This window comes from Tepidisphaeraceae bacterium, from assembly GCA_035998445.1.
Taxonomy (GTDB): domain Bacteria; phylum Planctomycetota; class Phycisphaerae; order Tepidisphaerales; family Tepidisphaeraceae; genus DASYHQ01.
This window is the reverse complement of the sequence record DASYHQ010000014.1, coordinates 24862-51202: the sequence shown is the minus strand read 5'-3', so window position 1 is coordinate 51202 and position 26341 is coordinate 24862. Positions and strand designations below refer to the sequence as shown.

At 65.5% G+C, this 26341-nt stretch carries 18 protein-coding genes; 5 read left to right on the top strand and 13 right to left on the bottom strand.

Annotated features, from left to right (window positions below; all coding sequences use genetic code 11):
* Window positions 1-136: 136 nt before the first annotated feature.
* Both VGN72_05190 and VGN72_05185 read right to left on the bottom strand, forming a co-directional pair.
* Window positions 137-2362, bottom strand: coding sequence for a hypothetical protein (locus tag VGN72_05190; protein ID HEV7298741.1), 2226 nt, complete (start codon window positions 2360-2362; stop codon window positions 137-139).
* Between the two features lie 137 nt (window positions 2363-2499).
* Window positions 2500-4266, bottom strand: a complete 1767-nt coding sequence (locus tag VGN72_05185; GenBank protein ID HEV7298740.1) for an ATPase, T2SS/T4P/T4SS family — start codon at window positions 4264-4266, stop codon at window positions 2500-2502.
* 116 nt (window positions 4267-4382) lie between these two features.
* On the opposite strand from VGN72_05185, the gene eno reads away from it, so the two are divergent.
* The gene (gene eno, locus VGN72_05180) at window positions 4383-5672 is read left to right on the top strand and encodes a phosphopyruvate hydratase (GenBank protein ID HEV7298739.1); all 1290 of its coding nucleotides are present in this window, start codon (window positions 4383-4385) and stop codon (window positions 5670-5672) included.
* A gap of 125 nt (window positions 5673-5797) precedes the next feature.
* Window positions 5798-6871, top strand: a complete 1074-nt coding sequence (locus VGN72_05175; protein HEV7298738.1) for a hypothetical protein — start codon at window positions 5798-5800, stop codon at window positions 6869-6871.
* A 172-nt stretch (window positions 6872-7043) separates the two neighbouring features.
* Here VGN72_05175 and VGN72_05170 read toward each other — a convergent pair whose 3' ends face one another.
* From VGN72_05170 to VGN72_05135, 8 genes are all read right to left on the bottom strand, one after another.
* Window positions 7044-7694 (bottom strand): MBL fold metallo-hydrolase, encoded by a 651-nt coding sequence (locus tag VGN72_05170; GenBank protein ID HEV7298737.1) that lies wholly within the window; start codon window positions 7692-7694, stop codon window positions 7044-7046.
* Between the two features lie 233 nt (window positions 7695-7927).
* The gene (locus VGN72_05165; GenBank protein HEV7298736.1) at window positions 7928-8950 is read right to left on the bottom strand and encodes a Gfo/Idh/MocA family oxidoreductase; all 1023 of its coding nucleotides are present in this window, start codon (window positions 8948-8950) and stop codon (window positions 7928-7930) included.
* A gap of 268 nt (window positions 8951-9218) precedes the next feature.
* On the bottom strand, window positions 9219-9743 hold the full coding sequence (locus VGN72_05160; GenBank protein HEV7298735.1) for a hypothetical protein: 525 nt from the start codon (window positions 9741-9743) through the stop codon (window positions 9219-9221).
* A gap of 158 nt (window positions 9744-9901) precedes the next feature.
* Complete coding sequence (gene bamD, locus VGN72_05155) at window positions 9902-10924, bottom strand: outer membrane protein assembly factor BamD (GenBank protein HEV7298734.1); 1023 nt, start codon at window positions 10922-10924, stop codon at window positions 9902-9904.
* Between the two features lie 244 nt (window positions 10925-11168).
* Window positions 11169-11429, bottom strand: a complete 261-nt coding sequence (locus VGN72_05150) for a hypothetical protein (protein ID HEV7298733.1) — start codon at window positions 11427-11429, stop codon at window positions 11169-11171.
* A 310-nt stretch (window positions 11430-11739) separates the two neighbouring features.
* Entirely contained in the window at window positions 11740-13155 is a 1416-nt protein-coding gene (locus tag VGN72_05145) for a hypothetical protein (GenBank protein ID HEV7298732.1), read from the bottom strand.
* A gap of 264 nt (window positions 13156-13419) precedes the next feature.
* On the bottom strand, window positions 13420-13929 hold the full coding sequence (locus VGN72_05140) for a GNAT family N-acetyltransferase (GenBank protein HEV7298731.1): 510 nt from the start codon (window positions 13927-13929) through the stop codon (window positions 13420-13422).
* A 42-nt stretch (window positions 13930-13971) separates the two neighbouring features.
* Window positions 13972-14862 (bottom strand): endonuclease/exonuclease/phosphatase family protein, encoded by an 891-nt coding sequence (locus VGN72_05135; GenBank protein HEV7298730.1) that lies wholly within the window; start codon window positions 14860-14862, stop codon window positions 13972-13974.
* Window positions 14863-15524: 662 nt separating this feature from the next.
* Between VGN72_05135 and VGN72_05130 the strand changes: the two genes are divergently transcribed.
* Together VGN72_05130 and VGN72_05125 are read left to right on the top strand one after the other, a co-directional pair.
* Window positions 15525-18905 carry a DUF2339 domain-containing protein gene (locus VGN72_05130; protein ID HEV7298729.1) on the top strand — a complete coding sequence of 1127 codons (3381 nt, stop codon included), beginning with the start codon at window positions 15525-15527 and terminating at the stop codon, window positions 18903-18905.
* 5 nt (window positions 18906-18910) lie between these two features.
* Entirely contained in the window at window positions 18911-19447 is a 537-nt protein-coding gene (locus tag VGN72_05125; GenBank protein ID HEV7298728.1) for a DinB family protein, read from the top strand.
* 204 nt (window positions 19448-19651) lie between these two features.
* Here the strand turns inward: VGN72_05125 and VGN72_05120 are convergent, their stop codons facing one another.
* The 3 genes from VGN72_05120 to VGN72_05110 form a co-directional block, all read right to left on the bottom strand.
* Window positions 19652-21022, bottom strand: coding sequence for a hypothetical protein (locus tag VGN72_05120; GenBank protein ID HEV7298727.1), 1371 nt, complete (start codon window positions 21020-21022; stop codon window positions 19652-19654).
* Window positions 21023-21085: 63 nt separating this feature from the next.
* Window positions 21086-22399, bottom strand: coding sequence for a glutamate-1-semialdehyde 2,1-aminomutase (gene hemL / locus VGN72_05115; GenBank protein HEV7298726.1), 1314 nt, complete (start codon window positions 22397-22399; stop codon window positions 21086-21088).
* Between the two features lie 68 nt (window positions 22400-22467).
* Entirely contained in the window at window positions 22468-24558 is a 2091-nt protein-coding gene (locus tag VGN72_05110) for a hypothetical protein (protein HEV7298725.1), read from the bottom strand.
* 296 nt (window positions 24559-24854) lie between these two features.
* On the opposite strand from VGN72_05110, the gene VGN72_05105 reads away from it, so the two are divergent.
* A complete protein-coding gene (locus VGN72_05105; GenBank protein HEV7298724.1) occupies window positions 24855-26333 on the top strand; it encodes a sulfatase in 1479 nt (492 codons plus the stop codon).
* The last annotated feature ends 8 nt before the right edge of the window (window positions 26334-26341 follow it).

Genomic DNA, 26341 nt, shown 5'->3' with positions numbered 1-26341 from the left:
GTTCAGAAACGGTTCTTTCGAGCCCCGTTTACGCCGCAGGAGCGTAGCTCTGCGGTCCTGCTTGACGGACAATCGCGGAACTGCGCTGCTGCGGCGAAAAAGCAGGATCCTTGCAACCGCTTCTGCCAATACTCGACTACGGCGTCTTCGTGGGCAGCTTCAGCTTTACGCGGTGCATTTGCAGGGGAACCTGCGCTCCAGCGCGATTCCCGACGAACTGGTTGGCACCTTTGGGGTCGGGCAGCGCCAGCAGAAGCGTGTCGGCGTCGATCATGCGCTGGGCGCTGGGGTTACCCATTTCCAGATTGCCGTGAATGCGGCCACTGGTGGCGTCGATCAGCGTCGTGCCGCCGAACAGTACGGTCGCGCCGTCGGGCAACCACTGCAACTGGTTCGCCGGCCGACCGCGCACGCCGGCGGGCAGCACCTCGCGGTCGGGCAGGATGTATTGGCCGGTGGGCTTGGCGTCGGCCACGTTCCAGACGAACAGCACGCCCTGCGCGCCATGCTCCAGCACGAGCCCGACCTTCGTGCCATCAGTAGAGAACGCGACGCCCGTCGGCTTGGCCTCCGGGTTCAGGTTCATGCCGGCCAACAGCAGCCGGCGGGTGACGATGCCCGTCTTCAGGTTCATGAGCGACAGCTCGGCCTGTTCGCTGCGGTTGGTGCGCAGGAACGCCGCGGTCTTGCCGTCGGCGCTGATCGCGAAGTTGTTCGGGCCGGCCACGTAGTCGATGAGGTTCAGTTGCCGTAAGCGCTGGCCGGTGGTGATGTCCCAACTCTGCAGGCCGTACAACCCGGCCGACTCCCACATGATCCAGACGAGGTTGTCTTCGGAGAATCCGACCGTGTACGGCGTGCCGAGAACCGGGGGGAGCGGGATCACGCGGGTCACCCGCTGTTCGTCCACCGACCACACGTGCATCGACAGCGACGGGAAGTTCGCCAGCCGAACCAACGTCTTGCCCGACGGCGACAAGGCGTAACCGGGATCCATCCCTGCTTCCCTGCGGAAGGTGGCGTCGCCGACCTTCTTGGTGTCCACGACGTCCCAGATCTCCAGGTCGTCGCGCTCGAGGCCCACGTGGTGCATGACCAGGACGTGACGGCTCGGCAATTGCGGAAAGCGGGCGCTGTCGAAGTTGCCCATGTCCGCCAACGGTTGCGATGACTCCACCAGCGGCGACTTCACCTGCGGGACCGGCACACCGGGAACGGTGCGCGTGTTGGCGTCGACGCTGGCGTTCAGGTCGGCCATGGGGTCGGCGTCGGACGTGCCGCCGAACAGGCCATCGCGCGGTTTGGGTTCAGCGTTGACCGGCGGATCGCTCTGTACCGGCACCGCGTTCGCCGAGGCGACCGGTTGCGTCGCAGGCACCGGCGCGGCGATAGCCCCGCCGACGGTGGTGCCGTCTGGCGGAGCGACGGGGGCCGGCTGTGCATCGGTCGATGCGGGAACGCCTGCCTCGGTGCTGCGCGTGCTGGCACGCGAGTTGGGGTTAGTTGGCGGCGTTGAACGCAGGGCCAATTCCCGCGGATCGGTCCGGGCGGGTGGCGGGCTCCAAGGCATGTACTGACCCAAGGGGCTGGTCGCGTACTCGTGGGCGTTTTCCGCAGCGGTCATGACGGTCTGCGTCGCGAAGTTCAGACCGATGAAGAACATCGTGCCCGCCACCACCGCGCCAACGTACCAACCGCCCACGATGGGCAGCGCCTTGATGCCCTCGTTGGGCGTCAGTCGTTGCAGGATGAAATGCACCGCCAGCCCGATCGCCGTGCCGACGGCCAGTCCGGAGATGAACGTGCCGATGCCACCGTTGATCGACCAGAGGATGTACGCCAGCGCCGTGGGGAACGAAAAGGCCGCGAAGACGCGCCACGTGTTGCTCTCGGGCGGTTCGACGTTGGCCTTGTCGTTGCCCTTCAACCCACCGAGGCGCACGAGCGGCCAGACAACAATTGCGTACAGCAGCCAGAAGAGGCCCAGGCGCAGCCCCGAGACCCACATCAACCCCATCTCATTGCCGTTCATCGCCTCGGCACAGGTCCAGCCGAGGCTGAGCAGCACGAGCAGGATCGGGAGGAAGCGATCGATCGGTGCGGCGCCGGCGTAGGCGGGCAGGGTGTTGGGGCGGGGGGCGCGCAGGTTGGCGTCGTCGGCGTCGAAGCCGTCGTCGCTCATGTCGAACGGGTTTGCCGGCGCTTGCGGCACTGGCCGACCGGCGCGGGCACCGGTAAGGCCGCGCGGCGCGGCGGGGGCCGCGAGACCCTCAAGGGCGTCCGCCGTCATGTCCGGCGCGTCGTCCGACTGATCGGCGTTCTGCACAACGGCGAAGACCTCGCCGCAGGCGCGACACTTCACGCGCTTGCCAACCAGTGACTCGGGCGCATCGAAACGCTTCCCACAATTCCAACAAAATACGACCATGTTAATTCGACTCCCCCGGATGGACGTGGGAACCCCTACGACGCCAACCGGCTTTCCCCGTTGTCAGGTATCTATAAGGTAGCAGCCCGCTCGATTTCGTCAAACGACGCCAGCCCCGACGCCACCAGTTCGTACCCGTTGTGCGACAGCCGGCGGAACCCGCTCTCGCTGAGCAGTTGGTAAATTTCTTCCAAACCGGGCTTCTTCAAGATCAAATCGCGCAGCTTATCGGTGACCACCAGCAGCTCGAAGAACGCCAGCCGACCGGCAAACCCGGTGTTCAGGCACTTCAGGCAACCGCGCGGCTCGTAGACCTGCTGGACCGACCCGACCGTATCCGCCAGCGCCTTGTACTGCGCCTCGTCCGGGCGGGCCGCGACCTTGCAATGCGGGCAGAGCTGTCGCGCAAGTCGTTGCGACAGCACGACGTGCAGCGCTTTTTGCGCGACCAGGTACGGTTCGACGCCCAGATCCAGCAGGCGGAAGATCGAACCGACGCTGTCCTTCGTGTGTACGGTTGAAAAGACCAGGTGACCCGTGATGGCGGCCTGCATGGCGATGCGGGCGGTTTCGGGGTCGCGCACCTCACCGACGAGCATCACGTCCGGGTCTTGGCGCAACAGCGAACGCAGCAGGACGCTGAAGCTCTTGCCGTTGGCTTCATCGACCGGGATCTGCGTGACCGACGGTAGTTCGATTTCGATCGGGTCCTCGATCGTAACGACGTTCAACGCCGAGGTGTCGATGCTGCGCATTAGCGCGTAAAGCGACGTCGTCTTGCCCGACCCGGTCGGCCCACAGACCAGCACCATGCCCGCCTCGCGCTGGATGGCCTTGGCCAGCACCGATTCCATGTCCGACGGCATCTGAAGGTCAGGAAGGCGCAGCGGGGCGTTGGTGGTGTCCAGAATGCGGACGACCAGTTTCTGCCCGTGCATCGCCGGCGCGAAGCTCACGCGGTAATCGACGTGGTGCGGCGCCGACAGCAACCTGCTGCCCTTGACGGTGGGCACCTGGGCCGAGAAGTGGCCTTCCTGCACGGTGTTGCGCTGGGCGATATCGATGTCGCTCAGGATCTTCACCAGCGCCGCCAGCCGTACGCCCAGGGCTTCGTCGATGCGGACCAGTTCGACCATCACGCCGTCGACGCGGATGCGGATCTGGTACTGGCCCTGTTTCGGTTCCAGATGGATATCGGTCGCGCGGTTGCGCAGGCAGATGAGCAGCACGAGGCGCAACGTCTCGACCGCATCGGTGCGACCTTGCCCGCGGGACGGGCCGGTGGGGTGCACGACCTGCCGCCGGGCATTGATGAGCGCAACCATCGTATGGCTCAGCCGTGGCTCGGGCAGCGCGTTGACGATCTCGGTGAGCGTGCCGACCGAATCGGTTGTGAACTGACCGACCAGAAGGGGGCCCTGGTCGTCGACGACGTCGTCGAGCGACAGCAAATCGTTGGCCATCGCCTCGTCGACGGTGATGGAGTCCTCGACGATGTCGTCCTCGCTCAGCGCCTCGACGTCCTCCGGCGGGGCGTCGCTGTCCTCGTCCAAGATCCAGAGCACCGCGGCACCCACGCGAAGGACGTCGCCGGCCAGCAGCAGCTTCAGGTCGGTGCTGACGCGCTCGCCGTTCACGAACGTGCCGTTGCGCGACTTGAGGTCGCGCACGAACAAGCCGGGGCCGCGCTTTTCGATCACGCAGTGGTAGCGGCTGACCTGGTCGTCGTTCAACACGACGTTGTTGTCCTTCAGGCGCCCCACGCCGAGCGGCCGCCCCTCGGCGGGGACGATCTTCACGTTGTGGGCGGAGGGAATCTGGATGAACAAGTTCGGCATGCGATTACAGTTACGGCCGGGCCCGCCTACCGTTGACAGTCTAACGCGCCCGAATAAGCTTTGCGACTCGCTGGAGTTCCAAAGTCCGATCGTCCGATAACAAAAAGGCAGGCATCATGAGCGTCAACATCGAATTCATCCAGGGCCGTCAAGTTCTCGACTCGCGCGGCAATCCGACCGTCGAGGTCGACGTCGTCCTTGAGGACGGCACGATCGGTCGCGCCGCGGTCCCCAGTGGCGCCAGCACCGGTGAGCACGAGGCCGTCGAGCTGCGCGACGACGACAAAAAGACCTACGTCGGCAAAGGTGTCACCAAGGCGGTCGAGAACGTCAACAGCAAGATCGCGCCTGAGCTGATCGGCTTGGACCCGCGCGACCAAGAGGCCATCGACCAACTGATGATCGACCTGGACGGCACCCCAAATAAGGCAAAACTTGGCGCTAACGCCATCCTGGGCGTGTCGCTGGCGGTCGCCAAGGCCGCCGCGGAGGCCTCGGGTCTGCCGCTGTACCGCTATCTGGGTGGACCGGGCGCCCGCACGTTGCCCGTGCCGATGATGAACATCCTGAACGGTGGCAAGCACGCCGACAACAACGTCGACTTCCAGGAATTCATGATCCAGCCCTGGGGCTTCGACAGCTTCAGCGAAGGCCTGCGCGCCGGCGTCGAGATCTACCACGCCCTGAAGAAGGTCCTGCACAAGGCCGGCCTCAGCACCGCGGTGGGTGACGAGGGTGGCTTTGCCCCCGACCTGAAGGACAACGAGGACGCGCTGAAGGTGATCGGCGAAGCCGTGACGGCCGCCGGCTACGAGTTCGGCAAGCAGGTCTTCGTCGCGCTCGACCCCGCGGCCAGTGAACTGTGGGACAAGGAGAAGGGCGGCTACAAGTTCTTCAAGAGCGCGCCGGACAAGATCATGTCCAGCGAACAGATGGCCGATTATTGGCAAAAGTGGGTCGAAAAATACCCAATTCGTTCTATTGAAGATGGTTTTGCCGAGAACGACTGGGCGGGCTGGAAACTCTTCACCGACCGCGTCGGCAAGAAGGTGCAGCTGGTCGGTGACGACCTCTTCGTCACCAACAGCAAGTTCCTTGAGAAGGGCATCAGCACCGGCACCGCCAACAGCATCCTGGTGAAGGTGAACCAGATCGGCACGCTCAGCGAAACGCTGGCGGCCGTGAACCTGGCGATAAGGAACGGTTACACCGCGGTGCTTTCTCACCGTTCGGGCGAAACCGAAGACAGCACGATTGCCGATATTGCAGTGGCGACCAACTGCGGTCAGATCAAGACGGGCGCGCCCGCACGATCCGACCGGGTCGCCAAGTACAACCAGCTGATCCGCATCGAGGAACAGCTGGGCGAGCAGGCCGTGTACGGCGGCTCGTTCTGGCGCAAATAAATAGCGGTGGGCTTGCCCACCGTCTTTTTCTCAAAGGACACGGACCGGACGCGAAGGGAAGACCAGCCACCTGATTCTTCCCTTCGCGTCTTCGTTTCCACGTCCAGCGAGCAACAGGAGACGCGATGGCCAAGGACGGCGCAAGCGACGCGAACGAACTGGACGAAACCGAGAACCAAAACCTCGCCGAGGCCATCGCGCCCGACGAGTTAGACGCGGCCGACGTAGAGGCCACCGACGAGGACGATGAGATCGATGAGTCGGACGAGTCCGAGGAATCGGATGAGGACGACGCGACTGACGACGACGAGGCCGAGGAAGCCGATCAGGCGCTGGCCGAGGACGAGGAAGACGAAGAGGCCGACGACCGCGCGACCCTGACGGCCGCCGACGTCGATGCCACGCCGTGGGCGTCGATCGAGACCGATGATGCGCCGCAGGCGAGCACCGATGCGTCGGAGATCGCCAAGCCACTGATCGCCGCCCCCGAAGCGTTGCTGACGCCGGCGGTGAACTTCCAGAGCGGACAGTCGGTCGAAGACTCAACCGACGACGCCGAAGCTACCGCCGATGAAGAGGAACTGGCCGCGGCCGAGGCAACTGCATCGCACGCCGGCGGCATCGAACGATTTCCAAGCCTGAGCGACCCGCAAATTGAGCCCGCCAGCGTGATGAAGGTTGCCCAAGCGCCGGCGATCGCCGTCGTGCCGGCGGCGGTCGCGTCGCGCGGTGGGTGGTGGACCATCCCCACGCTTTGCGGCGGGCTGGCGATCGTCGCCTGCAGCCTCATCATCCCTCAGACCGACGCCAACCGCCGACTGGCTTGGGAACGGGAAATGCTCGATCGCGACTTCGAATCGGTCACGCGCCAAGTGGAAGTGAACGAACAGTTCCTACGCCACATTGCGCGCGACCCCAACATGGCCGAGCGCCTGGCCCAACGTCAGCTGAACCAATACCGCCAAGGCACCGCCGTGCTCGATCTGAAGCGGTCGACGAAGGACGAGATGAGCCCCTTCCTGCTGACCGCCGTCGTGCCACCCGAACCGCTGCCGCCGTACCAATCTCGCAGCGGTCGGCTGGCGCAGATCTTCCTGCACCCGCGCCACGGCCTGTTCGCCAGCGGCTTGGGACTGCTGCTGATCGCGACGGGTTTAATCATGGGCGGCACGCCGGTGAAGGGGCGCGGCAACGCTTAATACCGTGGCATGGGCGTCTCGCCCATGCGTGTGGTTATGCCGGACCGTTTCATTTGCTCGTACTGCGCGGCCGAAGCAACTAGCCCAAAATGATGTTCCTCGTTCCAATCCACAAGCATGGGCGAGACGCCCACGCCACGGTCGTAGCGGTAGCGACAAATGTTTCTTCCCCTTACGGCGCTCCACGCTCCAGCAGCATGTTGACGTAGTCATTGGTCTGCCGTTCCTCGGCCAGCGTCGCGGGCTCGCCATGACCCGGCATCAGGCGCGTGTCTGGTGGCAGCGCCATCACGCGGCCGACCGACTTCACCAGGTCGGCGAAGTTCGAATCGGGCAAATCCGTCCGGCCGACGGCGCCACCGATGATGAGGTCACCGCCGATCAGCAAATTCTCTGCCGGCAGGTAGTACGAGACGTGTCCGGGCGCATGCCCCGGCGTAAACATCACCCGCACCGCGATCGCCCCGATCGCCAGTTCCTGCCCGTCCTCCACGTACCCATCCGCCTTGCGCGCCGCGATCTCGAACGGCAGTGTGAAGAAACTGGCGCCGGGCCGCAGCAGTTTCGGTTCGTCTAGTGGATGGATGAGTACCTTCGCAGTGGGAAAGCGTTCCGTCACCAGCGCATGATCGGCGACGTGATCGAAGTGGCCGTGCGTCAGCCAGAGGCCGATCAGGTCCCAGCCGTTCTTCGCCACTTCATCGAGTAGCGGGGCGACCGTGTGGTCCGGCGCGTCGAACAGGACGGCCTGCTTCGTGTTCTCGTCGGCCACCAAGAAACAATTGGTGACCGCCATACCGCCGGTGTGCATCAGGACTTTCATGGGGAGGATTGTAGGCGAGAAGGTCCGTCTCTCGAAGGCGTGACAGTTGTCCCCCTCATGAGCGGAGCCTAAGGCTAGCGGAAGAAATCCCCGCGCAATGCTCAAGCTGTCATCCCGAGGGGAGCGGTAGCGACCCGAGGGATCTCGAATGACAAACGATTGACGCCGGTGGGAGATCCCTCAGGTCGCTACCGCTCCCTTCGGGATGACAACACGGGCGCTACGTCTTGCCGCTAGAACTGAATCCCAATCTGCCGCCGCATCTCGTCGATCACGCGCATGTTCCCGACCGTGTCCGCGCGGCTGACCGTTGGCGGCTTGCCATCGAACACAGTCGCGGCGAAATCGTCGGCTTCCAACCCGTACAGTTCACCGCCTGCGTCCACCTCGAACGTTTGCCGCGGTTGCACGCTCGCCACCTTTGCCGGCTGGTCCTGCTTCGGTGGAATGCCATGACCCACGACGTACTTTGCCTTCACGGTCGGTGGCTTCCAGGGGACGGGGATTTCGATGTACCCCTCGCTGCCGCAAATGGAGGCGGTGTTGTCGGCCTGGGCGATCATGGAACAGGTGAACGTCGACATCACGCCACCGGGGAAGATCAAACTGCCGGCCACCTGATCATCGACGCCGCTGGCGTGCTTGTGTCCGAACGCGTGGACGGCGACCGGTTCGGCGCCGCAGATGTGGCGGGCCAGGCTGATGCAGTAGCACCCGACGTCCATCAGTACGCCGCCACCCAGCGTCGGGGCGAAGCGCACGTTGCCGTCGATCTTGGTGGTGCGGTAGCAGAAGCTGGTGCGGATCAGGCGAACCTCGCCGATCTCGCCCGACTGGATCGTCTTCATCACCGCGTGCGTGAGCGGGTGCGAGCGGTACATGAACGCTTCCACGAGCACCCGTCCCGCGCGCTCGGCGGCGTCAAACATCTCTTCGGTATCGGCGGTGTTCAACGCGAACGGCTTCTCGCACAGCACGTGCTTGCCGGCGGCCAAGGCGCGCAGCGTCCACTCCTTGTGCATCGAGTTCGGCAGCGACACGTAGAGGGCATCCACATCGTCGCGCGACAGCACCGCTTCGTACGATCCCACCGCCGTCGCCACCTTCTGCGCCGCGGCGAACGACTGGGCCGCTTCCTGCGTTCGTGATCCCACGACGGCCAGCGCCCCGCGGCGCGACGCGTTCACGCCCGCAGCGAACTGCCGTGCGATGTTGCCGGTGCCGAGAATGCCCCATTTGAGTTTGCGGTCGGTCATGTTGCGCGGTCCTTCTCGCGAGTTTTGCTGGTGCTGTGCGAATCACCCTCCGGTCCCTCTCCCATGTACTCCTGGGAGAGGCTAGGTGCGGGTGATTCCAAACCTCGGACCGCCTATGAATGGGCACGAAGGATCACGAAGGGGAATCGGTAACATGTCTTTCTTATTCGTGCTGCTTCGTGCCCATTCGTGGGCGGTCCGCTGTCTAGGATCACCCTCACCTAGCCTCTCCCGGAGTACCGGGAGAGGGACCGGAGGGGCCCGACCATCACCAATCCGCTTCCAACTGCTGCACCACCGCCAGCGCCAATCGCTCGGCGGCGGTTTGGGCGCCGACGAAGGAGCTTTCGCCAAGGGTGGGGTAGTAGGCGGTCGTCTGATCGAAGACGGTGCGCGACGCGATGATCTTGCCGGTGCGCAAGTCCTTCCACGTGAAGTCGACCCCCATCTCGTACAACTGCTCGTTCGGCACGCCGCCGTTGGCGGACGAGCTGAGCACCGGCTGTCTGATGAAGCGGATCTGTCCTTCCAGCACCGAGTCGGCCACGTCGCGCGAGGCCAGTTTGTACGGGGTGTACGCTTCGATCTGCTTGGCGACCGCGTGCGTGAATCGAATCTCGTCGTACCGCCGAAACTCGCGCGACGTGAAGACGCTGATCGCGATGGTGTTGATGCCCGGCCGGTAGAGCGACTTCCACTGATAGCCTTCCGACGACGATTCGCCAGCGCCCGCGTTCGATACGCCGGCGCTATAACCGCAACCGGCGACGGCCAGCAAGAGGATTGCGACCAATGCGGCTCTCAAGACCGTAGTGGCGACGCCTGCGTCTCGGTGCGGCGCAGCCGCAATGGAATTGCTTAGGACCGTCTCGATGCTGCGCATCGACCGCGACGCAGGCGTCGCCACTACGGTCGTCAATGCCAGTGCACGCCTTGGCGTAAACCGTAACTTCACCGCATCACCTCCGGCGGTGATGGGATCGCGGGACGATCGGGCGGTGGGGCGGGGGGCGTCGCGCCGCTGTCGGCAGGCAGCACGGCCTGCAGGCCGGCAGCCGCATCGTCGGCCTCGGGCGTGTCGGGGTAGGTCGTCAGCACGTACGTGTACGTGTAGGCCGCGCCCTGCTCGGCGCCAATGCGGCGGTAGAAGTCGGCCGTCACGTTGCCCTTGCGGGCGAAGGTCGTGTCGATGCGCGCCACGACATCGCGCAGGTTCTCCTCGGCCGCCATCTGCGGGTAGTCATCGATGAGCGACAGGAACTGCGTGCGCGCGTCGGTCAGGGGCGTCGCATCGTAGCGCAACCCGCGGAACTGCGCCAGCGACGAGTACGCCGCCCGCAGCCGCACGCGCGGCACGACGGGGCTGCGGGGGTAGTTACGCGCATACGCCGCGTACGCGTCGGCGGCCAGGTCGTAGTCGGCGCTGGCGAAGTAGTAGTCGGCCGTCCGCAGCAGCGCCTTCTCCGCCAGTGGCGAACCGGGCGACCGCTGTTGGATGCGGTACATCATCTCGATCGCGTCACCGTCCACGCGAATCAACGGGATCTTCAGGAACCGCTGTTTGTAGCCGTCCAGATACGCTTCAGCGATGCGGTACTGCAGCTCGAGCGAGGGGTAGAAGAACCGGCTCTGCGGGTAGGTGTCCATCAACTCGTCGATATGGAAGAACGCCCGCGTGCGGTCGCCGTAGTCGAAGTAGGCTCGGGCGATCTGATGCAGCACGCGATCGCGCAGCGGCGAGGTGCGGTTGGCCTTCTCCCATTCCAGCGCGAGCTTGCGCGCGTCGCGATGCTGGCCGCGATCGAGCAGGGCATCGACGCGATCGAGCGTGGGGTCGGTTTCGGGCTGGGTCGATGGCACCTCGGCCGCCGTCCAGCCCCCGTTGCGGAACTCCCACACTTGGCGCGGCTCATCGGCCCTCAAAGGGCTGGTGGTGGCGAGCGCGGCGACGAGCAGGAGAGATCGAATACGCACGCCGCGAATTGTAGTGGCTGGCGACGGGGTCACAAGGGACGCGAGGCGAAGGATTGGCGCAAAACCTGTAGTGGCGACGCCCGCGTCGCGGTCGATGCGCAGCATCGAGATGGCCCGTACCACGGGCGGCCCGCCAGTGTTCGTCATTTCCGTTGGAAGAGATGGACGGCCCGCCCGTGGTACGAGATTGCGGCTGCGCCACACCGCGACGCAGGCGTCGCCACTACAACTTCTGGCGCGCGGTCTACCCGGTCACATCGATGTGCGGCTGCTTGTCGTCCTTGCGCTTCTTGCGGTTCTGCCGCTGCTTCTTCTGGTTGTCGTCGTGCGAACGATCCAGCTGCTCGGTGCTTTCGACCTGCGGCTCAAACCGATCGCTGGTGGCGGCGATGTTCTTGGCCATTACTTGCGCGCGCTTCACCTGGCTCACCTTGTCGGCCGCCTGCCGTGTGGCCTGCTGCTGGCTGATCAGAATGCCGCCGATGATCGGGTTGAACTGGTTCATGGCACGCTCCCTATTCCACACCATCGGCCAGATCGCTGCAGGTGTTGAGCGGGAGCGATTATTGGACACCTGCGGCTCGCCCGCCCGTGTCTACCCGTGCGGTTGGCACGTAGGGGCAGGCCTCCGTGCCTGCCCTCTTCCGTCTGGCGAAAGAAAGAAGGCAGGCACGGAGGCCTGCCCCTACGGCGCACGTCCTGCCGCACCGGTGCAGGCCCACGACTTAGGATTTCCGACGTGTACTAACGCAAAAAGGGCAGGCTCGCGAGAGCCTGCCCTTCGGGTAGATCAAACCAAATACATCAAAAGAATCCTACTGCTGGCCCACGTTGGCCGTCCCCGAACCCTGCAGGATGCTCTGTGGGATCATCTGGGCCGTCACGCTGCCGCCCACGTCGGACGGGTTCACGATCTTGGTGGCCGTGGGGCTGATGTACTTCAGGCTCGTGGTGCTGTCCACCTCCACGTTGCCCTGCACGCCGATGAACTGGCCGATCATCGTGGCGTAGGTGGCGTCGCTCGAACGCAGGTAGACCAGCGTGCGGCCGGTGGACGGATCGGTCAACCGGTACAGCACCGACGGCCCGACCTGCAGGCTGCTGGTCCGCAGCGTGCCGACGGCCGTGTAGATCGTCACCTTGCTCTTCTCGATGCGCTCCTGCAACTCGGCCTTCTCGGCCTCCATCGCAACCCGACGCTCGCGGGCGGCGTCCTGCGAGGCCTTCACGGCCACGAACTCGTTGTGGGCTTCCAGGCGCGTCCGCAGCGTCGCCAGGCGAACGTCCACCACGCGACGCATCGACTCGGCCAACTCGCGGTCGGCCGCCAGCGCTTCATAACGGGCCACCGCGTCGGCGAGCGGTTGCTCCAGGATCGGCTGACGGCTGAAGGTGGCGAACTCGCCTTCCAGCTTGTCGAACTCCGCCGCCGCGCTCAGCTTCGCCGGCTGCGTGCTCGGCGCCTCGGCCGACATCTCCGCTGGCTGCGTCGCCGCGGGCGCCGTCGTCGGCGCCGCCGCCACTTCCGTCGTCTCGGTGACGGTGGTGCTCACTTCAGTGGGCCCGGCTTTCGGCTCTTCCGTCTTCGCCACTTCCGCAGGCTTCTCCGCGTCCGGCTTCTTCTCGGCAACGGGGGCCGGCTTGATCGGCTCGCTGATCACCGGCGTCTCCATCACCGGCGCCGCGTCTGTCACCGCAGGCACGTTCGCCGCGGGCAACGGCTTGCCGGGCGTCACGTACTCCTTCTTCACGTACAAATAGGTGCCGGCCGGCGGGGCGATCTTCCAGTACTCGTCCTTCTCGCCGAGGATCTTGACGTCCGTCCCCTCGTCCAGCTGCGTCTGCACCGTCGTCTTCAGCTCGTTCAGCGTCGATCCCGCCCGCACGTTCAGCGCGCTGCGTTCGACGACGCCCCGGCCCTCGCCGGTCTTCTTCACGTACTGCTTGGCCACGTACGAGTAGCTGCCCTCCGGCGGCACGATCTTCAGCCAGTCGAACTTGATGCCCACCACCGTCACGTTCGCGCCGGTGTCGAGCTTGGCCGTCGCGTAATAGTTCTCGGCCGGGCCGGAACGCACGTAGACCGAATTGGCGTTAATGGTGCCAGCAAAGTTGAACTTGCTGTTGGCCACCTCCGGCAGGGGCGCGTCCTGTGCCATCACGGGCACAACAGGCAGCGCAGCGGAAACGGCAAGACCCAAGGCGAGCGTAAACAGGTGGCGAGCAGCCATGAAAGCACCTCCGTGTGCGTTTAATCGGCGTTTAAATATCCCCAATCGCGACCAGCCCCGGCCGCGACAGTCGATTTCTCATCAGGATCAAGACCTTACAGCCCTGTGTCTTCTAAACGACCCCGACGATCGACTTGTTCGGCAAGTCTTACCACATTTTATCACCAAGTAAAGCAATTCTTGCGCGGTGGGGCGGGAACGGGGCGGACGGCTCGGCATCGGTCGGGCGCCACCCGCGGTACGCCGCCCGTGTCTGTCTCCCCCTCACAACCGCAGCTCATACAGCACCACCGCCTCCTCCACGCCGTCCGGCCAGCGGTGGGGGGCGCGGTGGGTTTCGGTGAAGCCGAAGGGTTGGTTGGCCCGCATCGATGCCGCGTTCGACAGGCGATGGCCCGTCACGATCCTGACGCACCCGCGGGCGCGGGCCCAAGCGATGCGAACCTCGTAGAACCGCCCCGACAGCCCCCGCCCGCGATACGCGCGGCGGATGTAGCTCGCCACGCAGCGGGCCGTCGTCGGGTCGTCGGCCTCCACGATCACGCCCGTCAGTCCCACCACGTCCGCGCCATCGGCCAGCAGGAACGTCGCCCCCGCCGGCCCGGCCGCCCACGTTCGCCACTTCGCCTCATCGTACGCGACCTCGCGCGCCAGACTGCTCCCGAACACCCCCGGCTCCTCCCGCAACGCCTCCAGCCGCACCGCCCGCACGACCGCCCAGTCAGACTCCGTCGCCAGCCGCAAGACCATCTCGTTCGCGCCCGTCGGTTCCATCGTGCACCGTGTCCCGTCACTCGTGTAAACCCGCTAATCTCCTCAGCGTTGTTCCAGCTTGAAGTCGGCGTAGATCGGGCAATGGTCGGACGCGTCGAGGATCACTTGGTCGATCAGCACGTTGTAAAACAGACAGGTGAGCTCATCGGTGTAGAAAATCTGATCGATCGCGGAGTCGGGCAGCGGGCGGGGCTTCTTGCCGAGCGAGTGGGCGGTGCGGAAGTCGCGGTTCTTCTTCTCGGCATTCACCCGGGCGTTCTTCATGCCGGTCTTGCTGGCGAAGTCCTTGTACTCCTGATCGTTCTGGTCGGCGTTGTGGTCGCCGACGGTGACGACGGGGCAGTTGTACTTCTCCCGCAACTTCGCGAACAGGTCGGCCATCTCCTGCGCGTGCACGAGGCGGTTCGGTTCGCGAATGCACCAGTGGGTGTTCATCACGACGAACTTGGCGCCGTTGTCGAGCTTCTCGTAATAGCCCCACGTCACCAGGCGGATCTTCGTGCCGCCGGCCCCCACGCTGTACAGCTCCGTGCCGCTGTCGAGCAGCTTTACCTTCTCGGTGTGGTAGGCCATGCCGGTGTAGTTCGATTCGCCCTTCGAGTTCGTCGTCTGCACCATCTCGTACTTCGGCAACAGCAGGCCGGGCAGCACGCCGTACCACTTGACCGACACTTCCTGCAGGCCGACCACGTCGGGCGCGAAGTGCCGGATCGTCTGCGACACCGAATCCTGCCGGCCGTCGATGGGCGTCTTGGCGTTCCACTCTTCCGACAGGATGTTGTACGACATCACCCGCAGATTCGCCCCCGCCGCCAGCGCCGGCGAGTCCGTCACGGCAAACCCCTGTCCCCAAGCCACGCCCTCGGCGACGAACAGCAATATCGCGACGATTGCCGGCACGAACGGGAAACGTCTGGATTTCGAGACGATCATGGCTGAATCCTCGTAAGTGGTATGCTCGAATCCCTCGCTGCAATGCTACCGCGGGGTGCCACGGTTTGGTACGCGACACGCCGTGCGTTTGATTCGGCCGTGGACGACACGGCCGGGCGTAACGCGGCGTCGCACCCGGCCGGGCCGCGGCTGCTTCTGGTCCGATAGGAAGAAGGTTTTGCTGATCATCGGCGAGCGCGCGCCGCTTAGTGCCGTGTTCTCGCCGCTTGGCGTCGCGCGCGCGGCAGGACGCGGCGTGTTCTCGCCGGGTGCCGTTTCGTGCTGGCGGGTTGGCCGCACGTCCCATTAAACCAGCGAAAGGAACACAAAAGTGAGCTTGGCGCGCGACGGGAAGGAGCGGCGGTGGGTGGCGGTGGGTTTTAACTGACGTGCGGTCGAGCGGGCGGTGGAGCGGTGTGGAGGCCGATCTCGGGGAGCGATCGCACGGCCGTAATGGCGGGTGCGTCCGGTAAGAACAACAGGCCGCCCGTGCACGCTCATTCCCCTGTTGGTCATAAAAAAGTTTGCATTTGCTAACAATCAGTGTAATAGTAAGCCCGCCGGGGCACAAGGTGGGTGGCGAGGCGGGTGGGCGTGCATTGGATGCACGCGTCCGATCGCGATGTTCGGAGCGCCCGACGGGCGGGAAGGCAGGCGGGATTATGTCGCAGCAGACGATCGACGAGCGGCTGGAACACATCGAGCAGCGGCTCACGCGCGTGGAGCGGTGGGTGGAACTGCCCGAGACGGAAGAACCGGCGTCACCTGAGGCGGTGCCGGCGATCGAGGCGAGCATGCCCGAGGCGACCGCCGCGCCCGCGCCGGTGCCCCTGGCCGTCAGCGAGGCGGCGGCGGGGCGGAGGGTGGTTGAGGTCGAGGAGATGGACGAGTTCGGGCACCTGCGGCCGCCGCGACGGGTGGTCATCGAGCGGCCGATCGCAGAGCCGATGGCGGTGGAGCCGATCGAATCGCCGATGGCCCAACTGATTATAGACCACGATGCGCCCGCGAACCTGACGCTGCCCGATGCGCAGGTGGCTATCCACCGGCCGGTGGCGAACGAAACAGCGGTCGAGGCGATGCTGACGTCGCGCGGCGCACCGCAGGTGGGATACGCGCAGCCCGAGCGGCCGGCGCCGGTGCGGCAGACGGCGTTCGAGCGCACGGTGGGCCTGAAGTGGGCCGGGTGGGCGGGCGCGATCGTGATGGCGATCGGGGCGGCCATGGGGCTGAAGTTCGCCTACGAGCAGGGGATGTTCGCGATCGTGCCGCCGGGCGCGCGGCTGGTGATGTTGTACCTGGGCGGGTTCGCGCTGCTGGGGGCGGGCGAGGTCGTCTATCGGCGGGTGAACAAGCTGTCGGCGGTGGGGCTGTTCGGGGCGGGCGTGGCGATGCTGTTCGTCGTCAGCTACGCGGGGCACGGGTACTTCCAACTGTACGAACAATCGATGGCGCTGGTGCTGATGGCGCTGTCGACGTTAATTGGCGCGGCCATCGCGCTGCGCGGCGGGTTCGTGTCGATCGCGGTGCTGTCGATCCTGGGCGGCCACGTGGCGCCGATCGTGCTGGGCAGCGGCACGGCAGCGGCGCTGCCGTTGTTCTCGTACCTCGTCGCGCTGCAGGGCGTGGCGCTGATTCTGGCGGCGCTGGGGCGCGAGCCGAAGTGGTGGACGCTGCGCGGCCTGTCGCTGGCGACCACGGCGCTCTGGATGACGCCGGCGATCCTGAGCGGCTTAGGCACGCCCGGGCAGCAGCTGTTCTTCAGCATCCTGTTCGCGGCGTTGTTTCAGGCGGAACTGATCTACTCGAACTGGCCGAAGCGATTGACGACGACGGATGGGCCGTCGGGCGCAACGCGGCACCGCGCCGAAGCGGCAAGTGGGCTGGCGTTCAGCATGATCGTGACGGCAGCGCTGGCGGCGGCGGGGTTGGCGATCTTCGCAGACGACACCGGCACAACGCGCGCCACTTGGATGCTGGCGCTGGCCGCCGGCGCGATGGGACTGCGATTGCTGACCGGTCGGCAGCAGGACGCGATGCGGCAGTTGAGCCTGTCCTACAGCGTGCAGGCGGCGGCGCTCGTGGCGGCTGCGGCGCCGGTGGCGCTGGGCGGCATGGCGCTGTCGCTGGCGTGGGCGGTGCTGGCGATCGCCTTCGGGGGCATCGCGGCGGTGACGGGCTCGCGCGTGGCGCGGTTCTTCTCGCCGGCGGTCTGGGTGCTGTCGATCGGCTACCTGGCGGCGTGGGCGATGTCGCAGCGCGACCTCGTGATGCAGACCATCGCCGGCCAGCCCGTGCCGGAAGTCGGCCTGATGGCGGCGGGGCTGGCGATCGTGGGGTACGTCGTCGCACGCGTGCTGATGATTCGCGTAAGCGATGCGGAACGGGCAGACGTGACCTACGCCGCCCGAGGGATAGCGGGCGTGGCGACGCTCACTTTCACCGCGGCCGCCATCGCGTCGCTGCCGGGATTGATGGCTACGCTGGCGCTCGTCGCGTTCGCGTGGCTGCTGACCGCGGCCGACCCACTGGCTCGGCGGCTGCACCTGGCGTTCAACGGCTTGGCGGTGCTGGCGATCGCGACGGCGAAGTGGGCGGTCGTGGACATGCTGGCGAACGGTGTCGCGTCGTCGGGCGCGGCCGCGGGGTACGACCCGTTCTTCAACCCGTTGATGGGCGTTGGCGTGATCATCGTGGCTTCGCTGGCGGCCGTCGTGTGGATCCGCCGTCGTGCGCTGCTGGAAACGCTGCAGCAGATGGGCGATGTCGACCCCGCCGGGCGGTTGCTCGAGGTGTCGGTGATGACGATCGTCGGCCTGCTGACGCTGGGTTTGAGCGTCGAGGTGCATCGCGCGGTCGCCAGCCAGGTGGCCAGCGGCGTGACGCTCGCCCGCCCGCCGATGCAGTTGACGTTGTTGGGCCTGACGATGCTCTGGACGGCCGCGGTGGTGGTGTGCCGGTTGATCATCACGCTCGCCAGCCGCGCGCAACAGCGCAGCACCCCTGCGGTGCCCGTGCTGGTGGGGGCGATGGCGGTGCTGGCAATGAAGTACATGCTGTACGACACGCTTTCCTTCCGATTCAACAACAGCAACGGCCGCGTCGCGGGACTGGTCAACGCCGAACTCTTCACGGCGACCGTTCTCGTCGTGGCGATGCTATTGGTGCGCTGGATCGGCGCAGCGGCGCAACGCTCGCTGGGCCACATGTTGTTGATCATCGCAGGCGTCGTCGTCGGCTGGGCCGGCACGATTCAGATCGACAGCTACGTTGCGGTGCATGGCGGTGGGGCGTGGCCCGACTGGCAGCTGCGCCAAATGCTCTGGACGACGTGGTGGACGCTGTGCACCATCGCTGCGGCCGTGCTCGTGATGCGCGTGAACCCGGCCGAGCGCGAGCGCCCGGTGCGCCTGTCCGGCTGGCTCGCGGTCGCGTCGACCCTGCTGGCGGCGAAGTTCATCCTGATCGACGTGCTCGTCTTCTACGTCTTCTTGCGTCAGCCCAGCGTGACCGCTGCCCTGAACATGCAAGGCGTGACGGCCATCGCCGTGATGGCGCTGCTGGCGATGTCGACCATGCTCACGCAACGTTGCCAGCCCCCGCAAAGCCGCCTGCGGCCCGCGGCGCTGTTGACGCTGCTGGCCGGCGTGGCCATCGCGCTGCTGTGGGGCACGATCGAGATCGGCCGGCTCTTCAACGGCCCGTTCGGCGCCGCGTTCGCGTCACCCGCCCGGGCGCGCGGCGTCGCGACCAGCATCTTCTGGGCCGCCTTCGCCATCGCCTCGGTCGCCGCCGGTTTCCAGTGGCGCACCGCGGCGCTGCGCTACGTGGGCCTGGGCCTGTTCGCCGTCACGCTGTTGAAAGTTTTCTTCGTCGACCTCGGCGAAGTGGGGACGGGCTATCGCATCCTGTCGTTCTTCGGCCTGGGCCTGCTGCTGCTCGGCACGAGCGTGCTGTACGGTAAGCTGGGGCCGAAGCTGTTGGAGGGGGAGGGGGACGTATCTGCGAGCCTGCCGACGCGTGAGGGGTCGGAAGGAGAATGAATCAGATGTCGAACACAATCTCGTCCTTCGCTACGGCTTGGCAGTTCATTCGATGGGCGGACGAGCGGCAATTGCTGGCCGCGCGAAGCGTGCCGGATGACGCAGCGTATCACCGGGAGCAAGCGATCTCGCATAAATCGGTTCACCGGATGCTTCTGCACATGATGAGTGGGCAGGCGAGTTGGTTGAGGGCGTGGGGCGCTGCATCGGGCCTGCCGGACCACTCGGCGGAGACGTGTCCGGACTTAACGGCAATCGAGCGCTTTTGGCCGGCTGTCCATACCGCGTTGGGAGGATATCTCGCGGGTCTCGCGCCAGTGGAACTTGACCGGCCGATCCGATTCTCCCGGCGCGGGCACGACCTTGTCCTGCCGCTCGGTGACACTATTTCTCACATGATCGATCACAGCGGTTATCACAGAGGGCAGTTGAACACGCTCGTGAAGCTGGCCGGTGGGCAGCCGGTTGCCGTGTCGTACTGGATCTACGCGCTGCGGATGCATCCGCAAGAGTCCGGCGTTACGGATGGGGACTTCATGTAGTCGTGGCTCGCCCAGCGTCCGCAGTGCCAATTCTGCTAGTGCTACTTCACCACAGCAAACGCCGACTTCGCCGCTTCGATGGTCTGGACGATATCGCGGTTCGCGTGGGCTCTACTCTTGGTCGGCACGATCGCGCTGTATGGAATGCTTGGGCCTTAGCTGCTGCAGGGGAAATAGGAAGCCAAGTCGTAACGCGTGTTGCTATTACAAGTCCGGATCCTCGGTTGCGTCGGGCTGCTTTTCTGGCGGAGCGAGCATGAGAAATGTGTCGTCGCCCACCCAAGCGGCGAAGTAGGGCCAGGGTGCGTCGTCGTGAACGAGCATGACGAGGAATGGATTGGAGAAGTCGAAGATTCTGGTGCCACCCCCGAAGAGTCCTCCAAGTGCGGCCTCGGATTCCAACGACGCGCCCTTCTCGTTGAGGCTGAAGCGGATGGACTGACCCGCCATAGCCAGCCGGTATCGCCGCAGTGCTTCGGGCGAGCGAAAATCGCGGCCGAGCAAGCTCGGATACTGCCGCACTGCGTCGATGGTCAGTAGCGGCGCGAGGAACTCATCGAAAGGCCCCAACCGGTCCGCCAGATCGAGGTTCTGCATCAACGCAATCGATTCCTCGATCGACCGGCCCTCTCGCGAGATTTGCTCTAATACGTTTGCTTGATTTACCGAACGCGTGTTCGGATTTCGAAAGCGGCGCATCGCGTTCGCTATGGCTGCCCGGAGCGACTTTGGTTCTCCGAGCCGCGCGAGGAGCAAGTGTTCGCGCGACGTCGTCGACTTCAGCTCAACCAGATAGCCAACCTCGTCGGCGGCGGCATCCTCCATCGGTTCGCCTTCACTCATCCCTATGACCTCTAGCAAACGCTTGGGCGGCGTGTACCAATGGATGATCACCTGTGCCGCTGCCAACGCTAGTTCCGGACCTTCAGGTGACGACGTACGACGGATGCCGAACCCATGGTAGATCGGCGACGTTTCCATTCCTCCGTTTGAAGCGTGGTTCGGATCGCCGCCTACACCGAAAGTGGTTTCGCGTGTCGGGAAGACATGCTTGAAAGGGGCGAGAACGTGCAAGGCCGAATAGGTCGCGATGTCGGTCGGCGTTTCGCTTGCCTCCAGTTGGTCGAGCAGCGGTGTTTCGAAGTCATCGCCGAACTTCTCGCGAACCATTGCCCGCACCTCCGACAGCCATGGCTGCGTGAACTCGCCCGCCTCGGCGACGATCTTGCGCTGGTCCACCCACTCTCGTGGAAATTGGTTCATCGCTAAGGAGGTCGCGTCGTCGGCCGCATCGCGCAGGGCGTTGGAGTGAATTGGGTCGAGTGATGCGGCGCCACCGAAGCGCTGGCCAAGTTCCGCCCATGCAATCTGTGCCGTCGCACACCACACGACCGACTGGCGTGCGTCTAGCGATACATCGAGATCAAGTGTGATCGCCTCATCATGCGCCGAGGCAGGCCGTGTCGTGGCGGCTCGCTGCCCCTCCGGTTGCAGCGGGTCGGCCGCTTTCGTCCGGTGCGACGGCTGACACCCGATAAGTACGCCAAGAACTGTGACGATGCCCGCTAGCCGCATATGCGTTCCCTCCACAACAGGAATGTACCTGAATGTGGAGGGAACGCATCAGAATGTGTGAGCTCACTTGTCTACTGCCACCGCCGCAAACGCCGCCTTGGCGGCTTCGATCGTTTGGTCGATGTCGCGGTCGGTGTGGGCGGTGCCGACGAAGAGGGCTTCGTACATGCCGGGGGCGAGGTAGACGCCGTTGTCGAGCATGGCGTGGAAGAACGTGGCGTAGCGCGACGACGAGCAGCCTGTGGCGGCGGCGAAGTTGGCGATCGGTTGGTTGGGTTCCTGCGTGAAGAACAGGCCGATCATCGAGCCGACGCGGTTGATGGTGATCGGGACGCCGGCGGCAGAGGCGGCGTCGGTGAGGCCGGTGGCGAGGGTGGCGCTGCAGGTTTCTAATCGGTCGTAGGTGCCGGGCTCGGCCAGTTCGTCGAGCGTGGCGAGGCCGGCGGCCATGGCGAGCGGGTTGCCGCTGAGCGTGCCGGCCTGGTAGACGCTGCCGACGGGGCTGAGTTGTTCCATCAGTTTGCGCGGACCCGCGTAGGCGGCGCAGGGCAGGCCGCCGCCGATGACTTTGCCGAGCATGGTGAGGTCGGGGCGGATGTCGAAGCGCGTCTGCGCGCCGCCCCAAGCGACGCGGAAACCGGTCATCACTTCGTCGACTAAGAGAAGCGAGCCGTGCGTGTCGCACAGTTCGCGCAGGCCCTGCAGATAGCCTTCGGCCGGCGGCACGACGCCCATGTTGCCAGCGATCGGTTCGACGGCGAAGCAGGCGATCTGTCCCGGGTATTTTTCAAAGGCGGCGCGGGCAGCGGGCAGATCGTTGTAAGGCACGGAGACGGTCGCAGCGGCCGTCGCCTTTGGCACGCCGGGGCTGCTGGGGTGGCCCAGCGTGAGCGCGCCACTACCGGCTTCCACTAGTAAACCGTCGACGTGGCCGTGATAGTTGCCGATGCACTTGATGACCAGCTCGCGGTTGGTGGCAGCACGCGCCAGACGAATGGCGCTCATGGCGGCCTCGGTGCCGCTGTTGACGAATCGCACCATCTCGACGGCGGGCAAGGCGCTGATGATCTTGCTGGCGAGGTTGGTCTCGTGCTCGGTCGGCGCGCCGTAGCTCGTGCCGCGGCCGATCGCCTTGCTGAGCGCCGCCACCACGCGATCGTTGGCGTGCCCGACGATCGCGGGGCCGTAACTGCCGACGTAGTCGATGTAGCTGTTGCCGTCGATGTCCGTCACACGACAGCCCTTGGCCTCGCGAATGAACAACGGCGTGCCACCCACCGCCTTGAACGCCCGAACGGGGGAACTGACCCCGCCGGGCATCACGTTCTGCGCCCGAGCGAACGCTGCCGTGGAATTGTCGATCGATCGTTTCGCCATGATCGGCGGGATCTTAGGGAGCGGACGGGGGATAATCAAAAGCCGGGCGCCGCGTGCGGGTCGATCCACTATTGCTCGAAGGCCACCCAGGCGTCGATCGCGCGCCTCTCGCGCGTGAAGGTGAGGCCGGTCTGCTTCGACAGGTTCTCCAGCATCGCGTTCAGGGTGGCATCGTCCAGCGCGGTTCGGCCCGCGACGCGGCGGACGACCACCGAGGGGTCGAAGCGGAACTTGATGATGCCACCACCGCCACGGCTTTCGTCGATGAACGGCACGCCACAGCGGATGCCCACCTGCTTCAGGAACTCGCCGCGGCGTCGTTCCCAGATGTGGCTGTTGGGGTCGTGCGACGCGCCTTGCGACACCAGCACGACGTCGTCGGGCTGGTCGGCCCACAGCTTGGTGAACGCGTAGTTGCCGCGGGCGACGATCACGTCGCGCTCGACCTTGCGCCGCTCGAAGATGATGTTGCGCCCGAGTTGGTCCGCCAGGATCATCTCCAGGTCCGACAGCGCCTCGTCTTGCTCGGCGGCCTTGCGGATGACCCAGTCACCGTCGAGGGCGACATCGTCGAACTCGAGGCCCACGAGCACGTCGGGGCCCTTGGCGTAGATGCCGTCGGTCAGCCATAGCGACTGCAGGATCGGACGCAGGCCGCGCTTGGGGACGGCGGCTCGTTCACGCGTATGCTCGCGCGTGCTCTCCAGCGATACCCATGCCGTCTGGGCCGGGGTGTCGCCATCCGTGCGGATGACGAACTGATATTGATCCTCGGGCATCGTGATCGGCCGGGGCTGCTCGCCGGTGGCTGTCCTGCGCGCGGCGTGCTTCTCCAAGTACCACCTCTCCCGTTCGGGCGGGTACGGCCGAGGAACGTAGCGCAGCGTCTGCTGCGGTGATAAGCCGTAGGCGGCGGTGAAGCGCGTGCGCCACTCGGCGTCGTACTCGGGCGTGCCGGGCGAGGGAGGGGGCGGTGGGGGCGCCAGCAGCAGGCGCTCGTGCAACGCGCGGGCAGTGGGGGAGTCGATCATCTGCAGCAGCCGCGCGCCGGCAGCGGCGCGACGGGCGGCGGAGGACTCGATCGGGCGCGTCTCGATCTCGCGCAAGATCGCGTGCAGCACCTGTGGCCGGTCGGCAAACTGCTGCTTCAACATCGGCTCCACCGCCGGGCCCGCGGCGAGCAGTTCGACGTCGTTGGCCAAGGCCAGCGAGCCCTGGGCGATCTTCTGCCGCAGGCTGTCGGCGTTCACGCCGAAGCTGCTGATCTTCCGCTCCACCAGTCCCACGGCGCTGTCGCCAGCCAGGACCAATCGCTCAAATGCGTCGCGCGACGCCACAGCGTCGTCACCGGTCAGGCGTGCCCAGAGTTGTTCGAGCTGATCGTCCGCCGGTGGGGACAGGTCGTGCGGACGCAGCGCCTCGATTTTCAGGTCGCTGATACCCCACCCTTCGTCATCAATGCCTTGCAGGCCGAAGGCCGTCAGTTGCAGCTCGACCTCGGGCTGGTCGTGGGCGAACGTGAAGGTCATCGGGTAGACGGCGTCCTGAGGCAACGCGCCCGCGTAAGCGTAGTCGAAGATGTACCCCAACTTGTTCACCTCCGACGCGCCCGTGCCGCCCCGGTTCGTCCGGCCTGGAATGGGCCACGGGTATCCCTGCAGCTTGCCGTCGGCCGCGAAGTTGCCGGTGTCGGGCAGCATGCTGAAGGTGGTGCGGAGCAGCGTCGGGCCACCGACGACATCGATGTGGAAGAAATCCGGGCCGCACGGGCCACCGGCGGCGCTGATCCGACCTATGCCATCCCAGGTGTTGATGACGTACAGCGTCAACGAGACGCGCAACACCTCGTGCGCCGGCAGCGAGTGGACCCCCAGCCGCACCGATTCGTTGTTGAACTGCCCGATGAACGGTCGGCCGCTTGGCGTCTTCTCCGTGCGCCAGGTCGACCAGCCTTCCCGCTTTTGGTTGGCTAGGTCGGTCTGGTACACCACGCCGGTCGTTGCGCTGCTGGCAGCTACACGTTGCTGGCGGTTTGGAGACGGCTGCGCGGCCGGTGTACCGTCGGCCAGTCCGGGAGCGCGCGTGAAGATCCAGGCGACCGCAAGCAGACAAACCAATGCGACCAACCCCGTCGCCGCCACCTGTGGTGTCTTGCCCATTGCGATTACCCCTGTGCGAGATGTGATTCCAAGAGTGAATCGGCCGAGAACTGCCCCCGTGCCGATCTCCTGCAATCGCAAATGGTACAGCGGCGTTCGCCACAACGATAGCGGTCAAACTGTGCCGTCGAGGAAGATGGCGCAGAAGCCCTTCAGGAAGGCCACGAACAAGCAGCGCGGCCGTGCGTCACGCCGCACCTGATCTGTTGTGACCGCCCCACGCGATGGCTGCGTGGGTCGGTTTCGTTTTGACGCGGGCGCGCCACCGCACGGTGGCAACTGACGAAGCCGCGGTCTTGCAAGACCGCGTCAACCTGTTGAAGATCGCTGACCACATGCCGTTCAACTTCCTACTACTTGTGGGCGAGGACACCGGCGTTCACCACGGCTGTTACGGGGGCGAAGGGCGCACGCCTCACCTCGATGGGCTCGCCGCCAATGGCATTCGGTTCGACGCGATGACCTCGACCACGCCGGTCTGTGCACCCGCGCGGTCCTCCCTGATTACCGGTTGCTATCCGTGGTCGATCGGCACGCATCACATGCGGTCGACGCTGCTCGCGCCACCGCGGCTGTTCACGCAGGAACTGCGCGACGCTGGCTACTACGTGAACTGGTGGACGAAGACCGACTTCAACTTTACCCCGCCGTCCGACTTCACCGGCGCGAGCGTGGATTGGACCGACGACCTCCGGCACGGCCGGCTGCCGGCGGGGCGGCCGTTCCTGCTGTACCGCAACTATGATGTGACGCACGAGAGCACCATGTGGGCCGCGCCCGACCGCGACCCGCAGCATTGGGGGATGTGGAAGCAGCGCGAGGCGAACGCGCACCTCCTGCCCGGCGGCCGCGCGACCGATCCGGCGACCGTGCGCGTCCCTGCGTACCTGCCCGATACCCCAAGCGTTCGCGGCGACATCGCGCGATACCTCGACGCGCTGGCGATTCAGGACGCACAGGTGGGCCAGACGCTGGCGGCCCTTGATGCCTCGCCGTACCGCGACAACACCGTGGTGATCTACCTCGCCGACCACGGCCGCGGCCTCGTGCGCGAGAAGCGCTGGTGCTACGCCGGTGGCTTGCACGTGCCGTTGATCGTGCGCCTGCCCGGTGGGGCGGCGGCCGGCACGGTTCGCAACGACGTCATCAGTACGGTCGACATTGCACCGACCATCCTTGCAATGGCCGGCGTGCCCGCGCCGTCGCACTATCAAGGCCACCCCAGGCTCGGCGCAAGCGGCGATCAGCCGGTGCCGCCGCGATCTTTTGCGTTTGCCGGTCGTGATCGGATGGATGAAGGGTTCGACCGCGTTCGCGCCTGCCGAGACGTCGACTTCCACTACGTTCGCAACGACTTCCCTCACCTGCCGTACGCGCAGCACCTGGAATACATGGAGCGACAGTTGACCACGCGCGACGTCCGCCGGCTGCACGCCGCGGGCCAACTAACCGGCCCCACGGCCGCTTGGATGGCGCCCCGCAAGCCCGCTGAGGAACTGTACGACGTTCGCCAGGACCCAGAGATGGTGCACAACCTCGCCACCGACCCATCCCACCGGCCTACGCTCGAACGGATGCGAGCCGCGCTGGCGGCGCACCTGGCTAACGTTGGCGACCTCGGCGAACTTTCCGAGCGTGATCTGATCCACCGCGGCCTGGTTGCCGATCGACTGGACGAGTACCGCGCCCGCCTCAGCCCTGATCAAGGTACCGTTTTGGAAATGCCCGCCGGGGCCATTTCCGCGACTGAACAAATTCCAGAACGCCCACAATAGGACGGCCC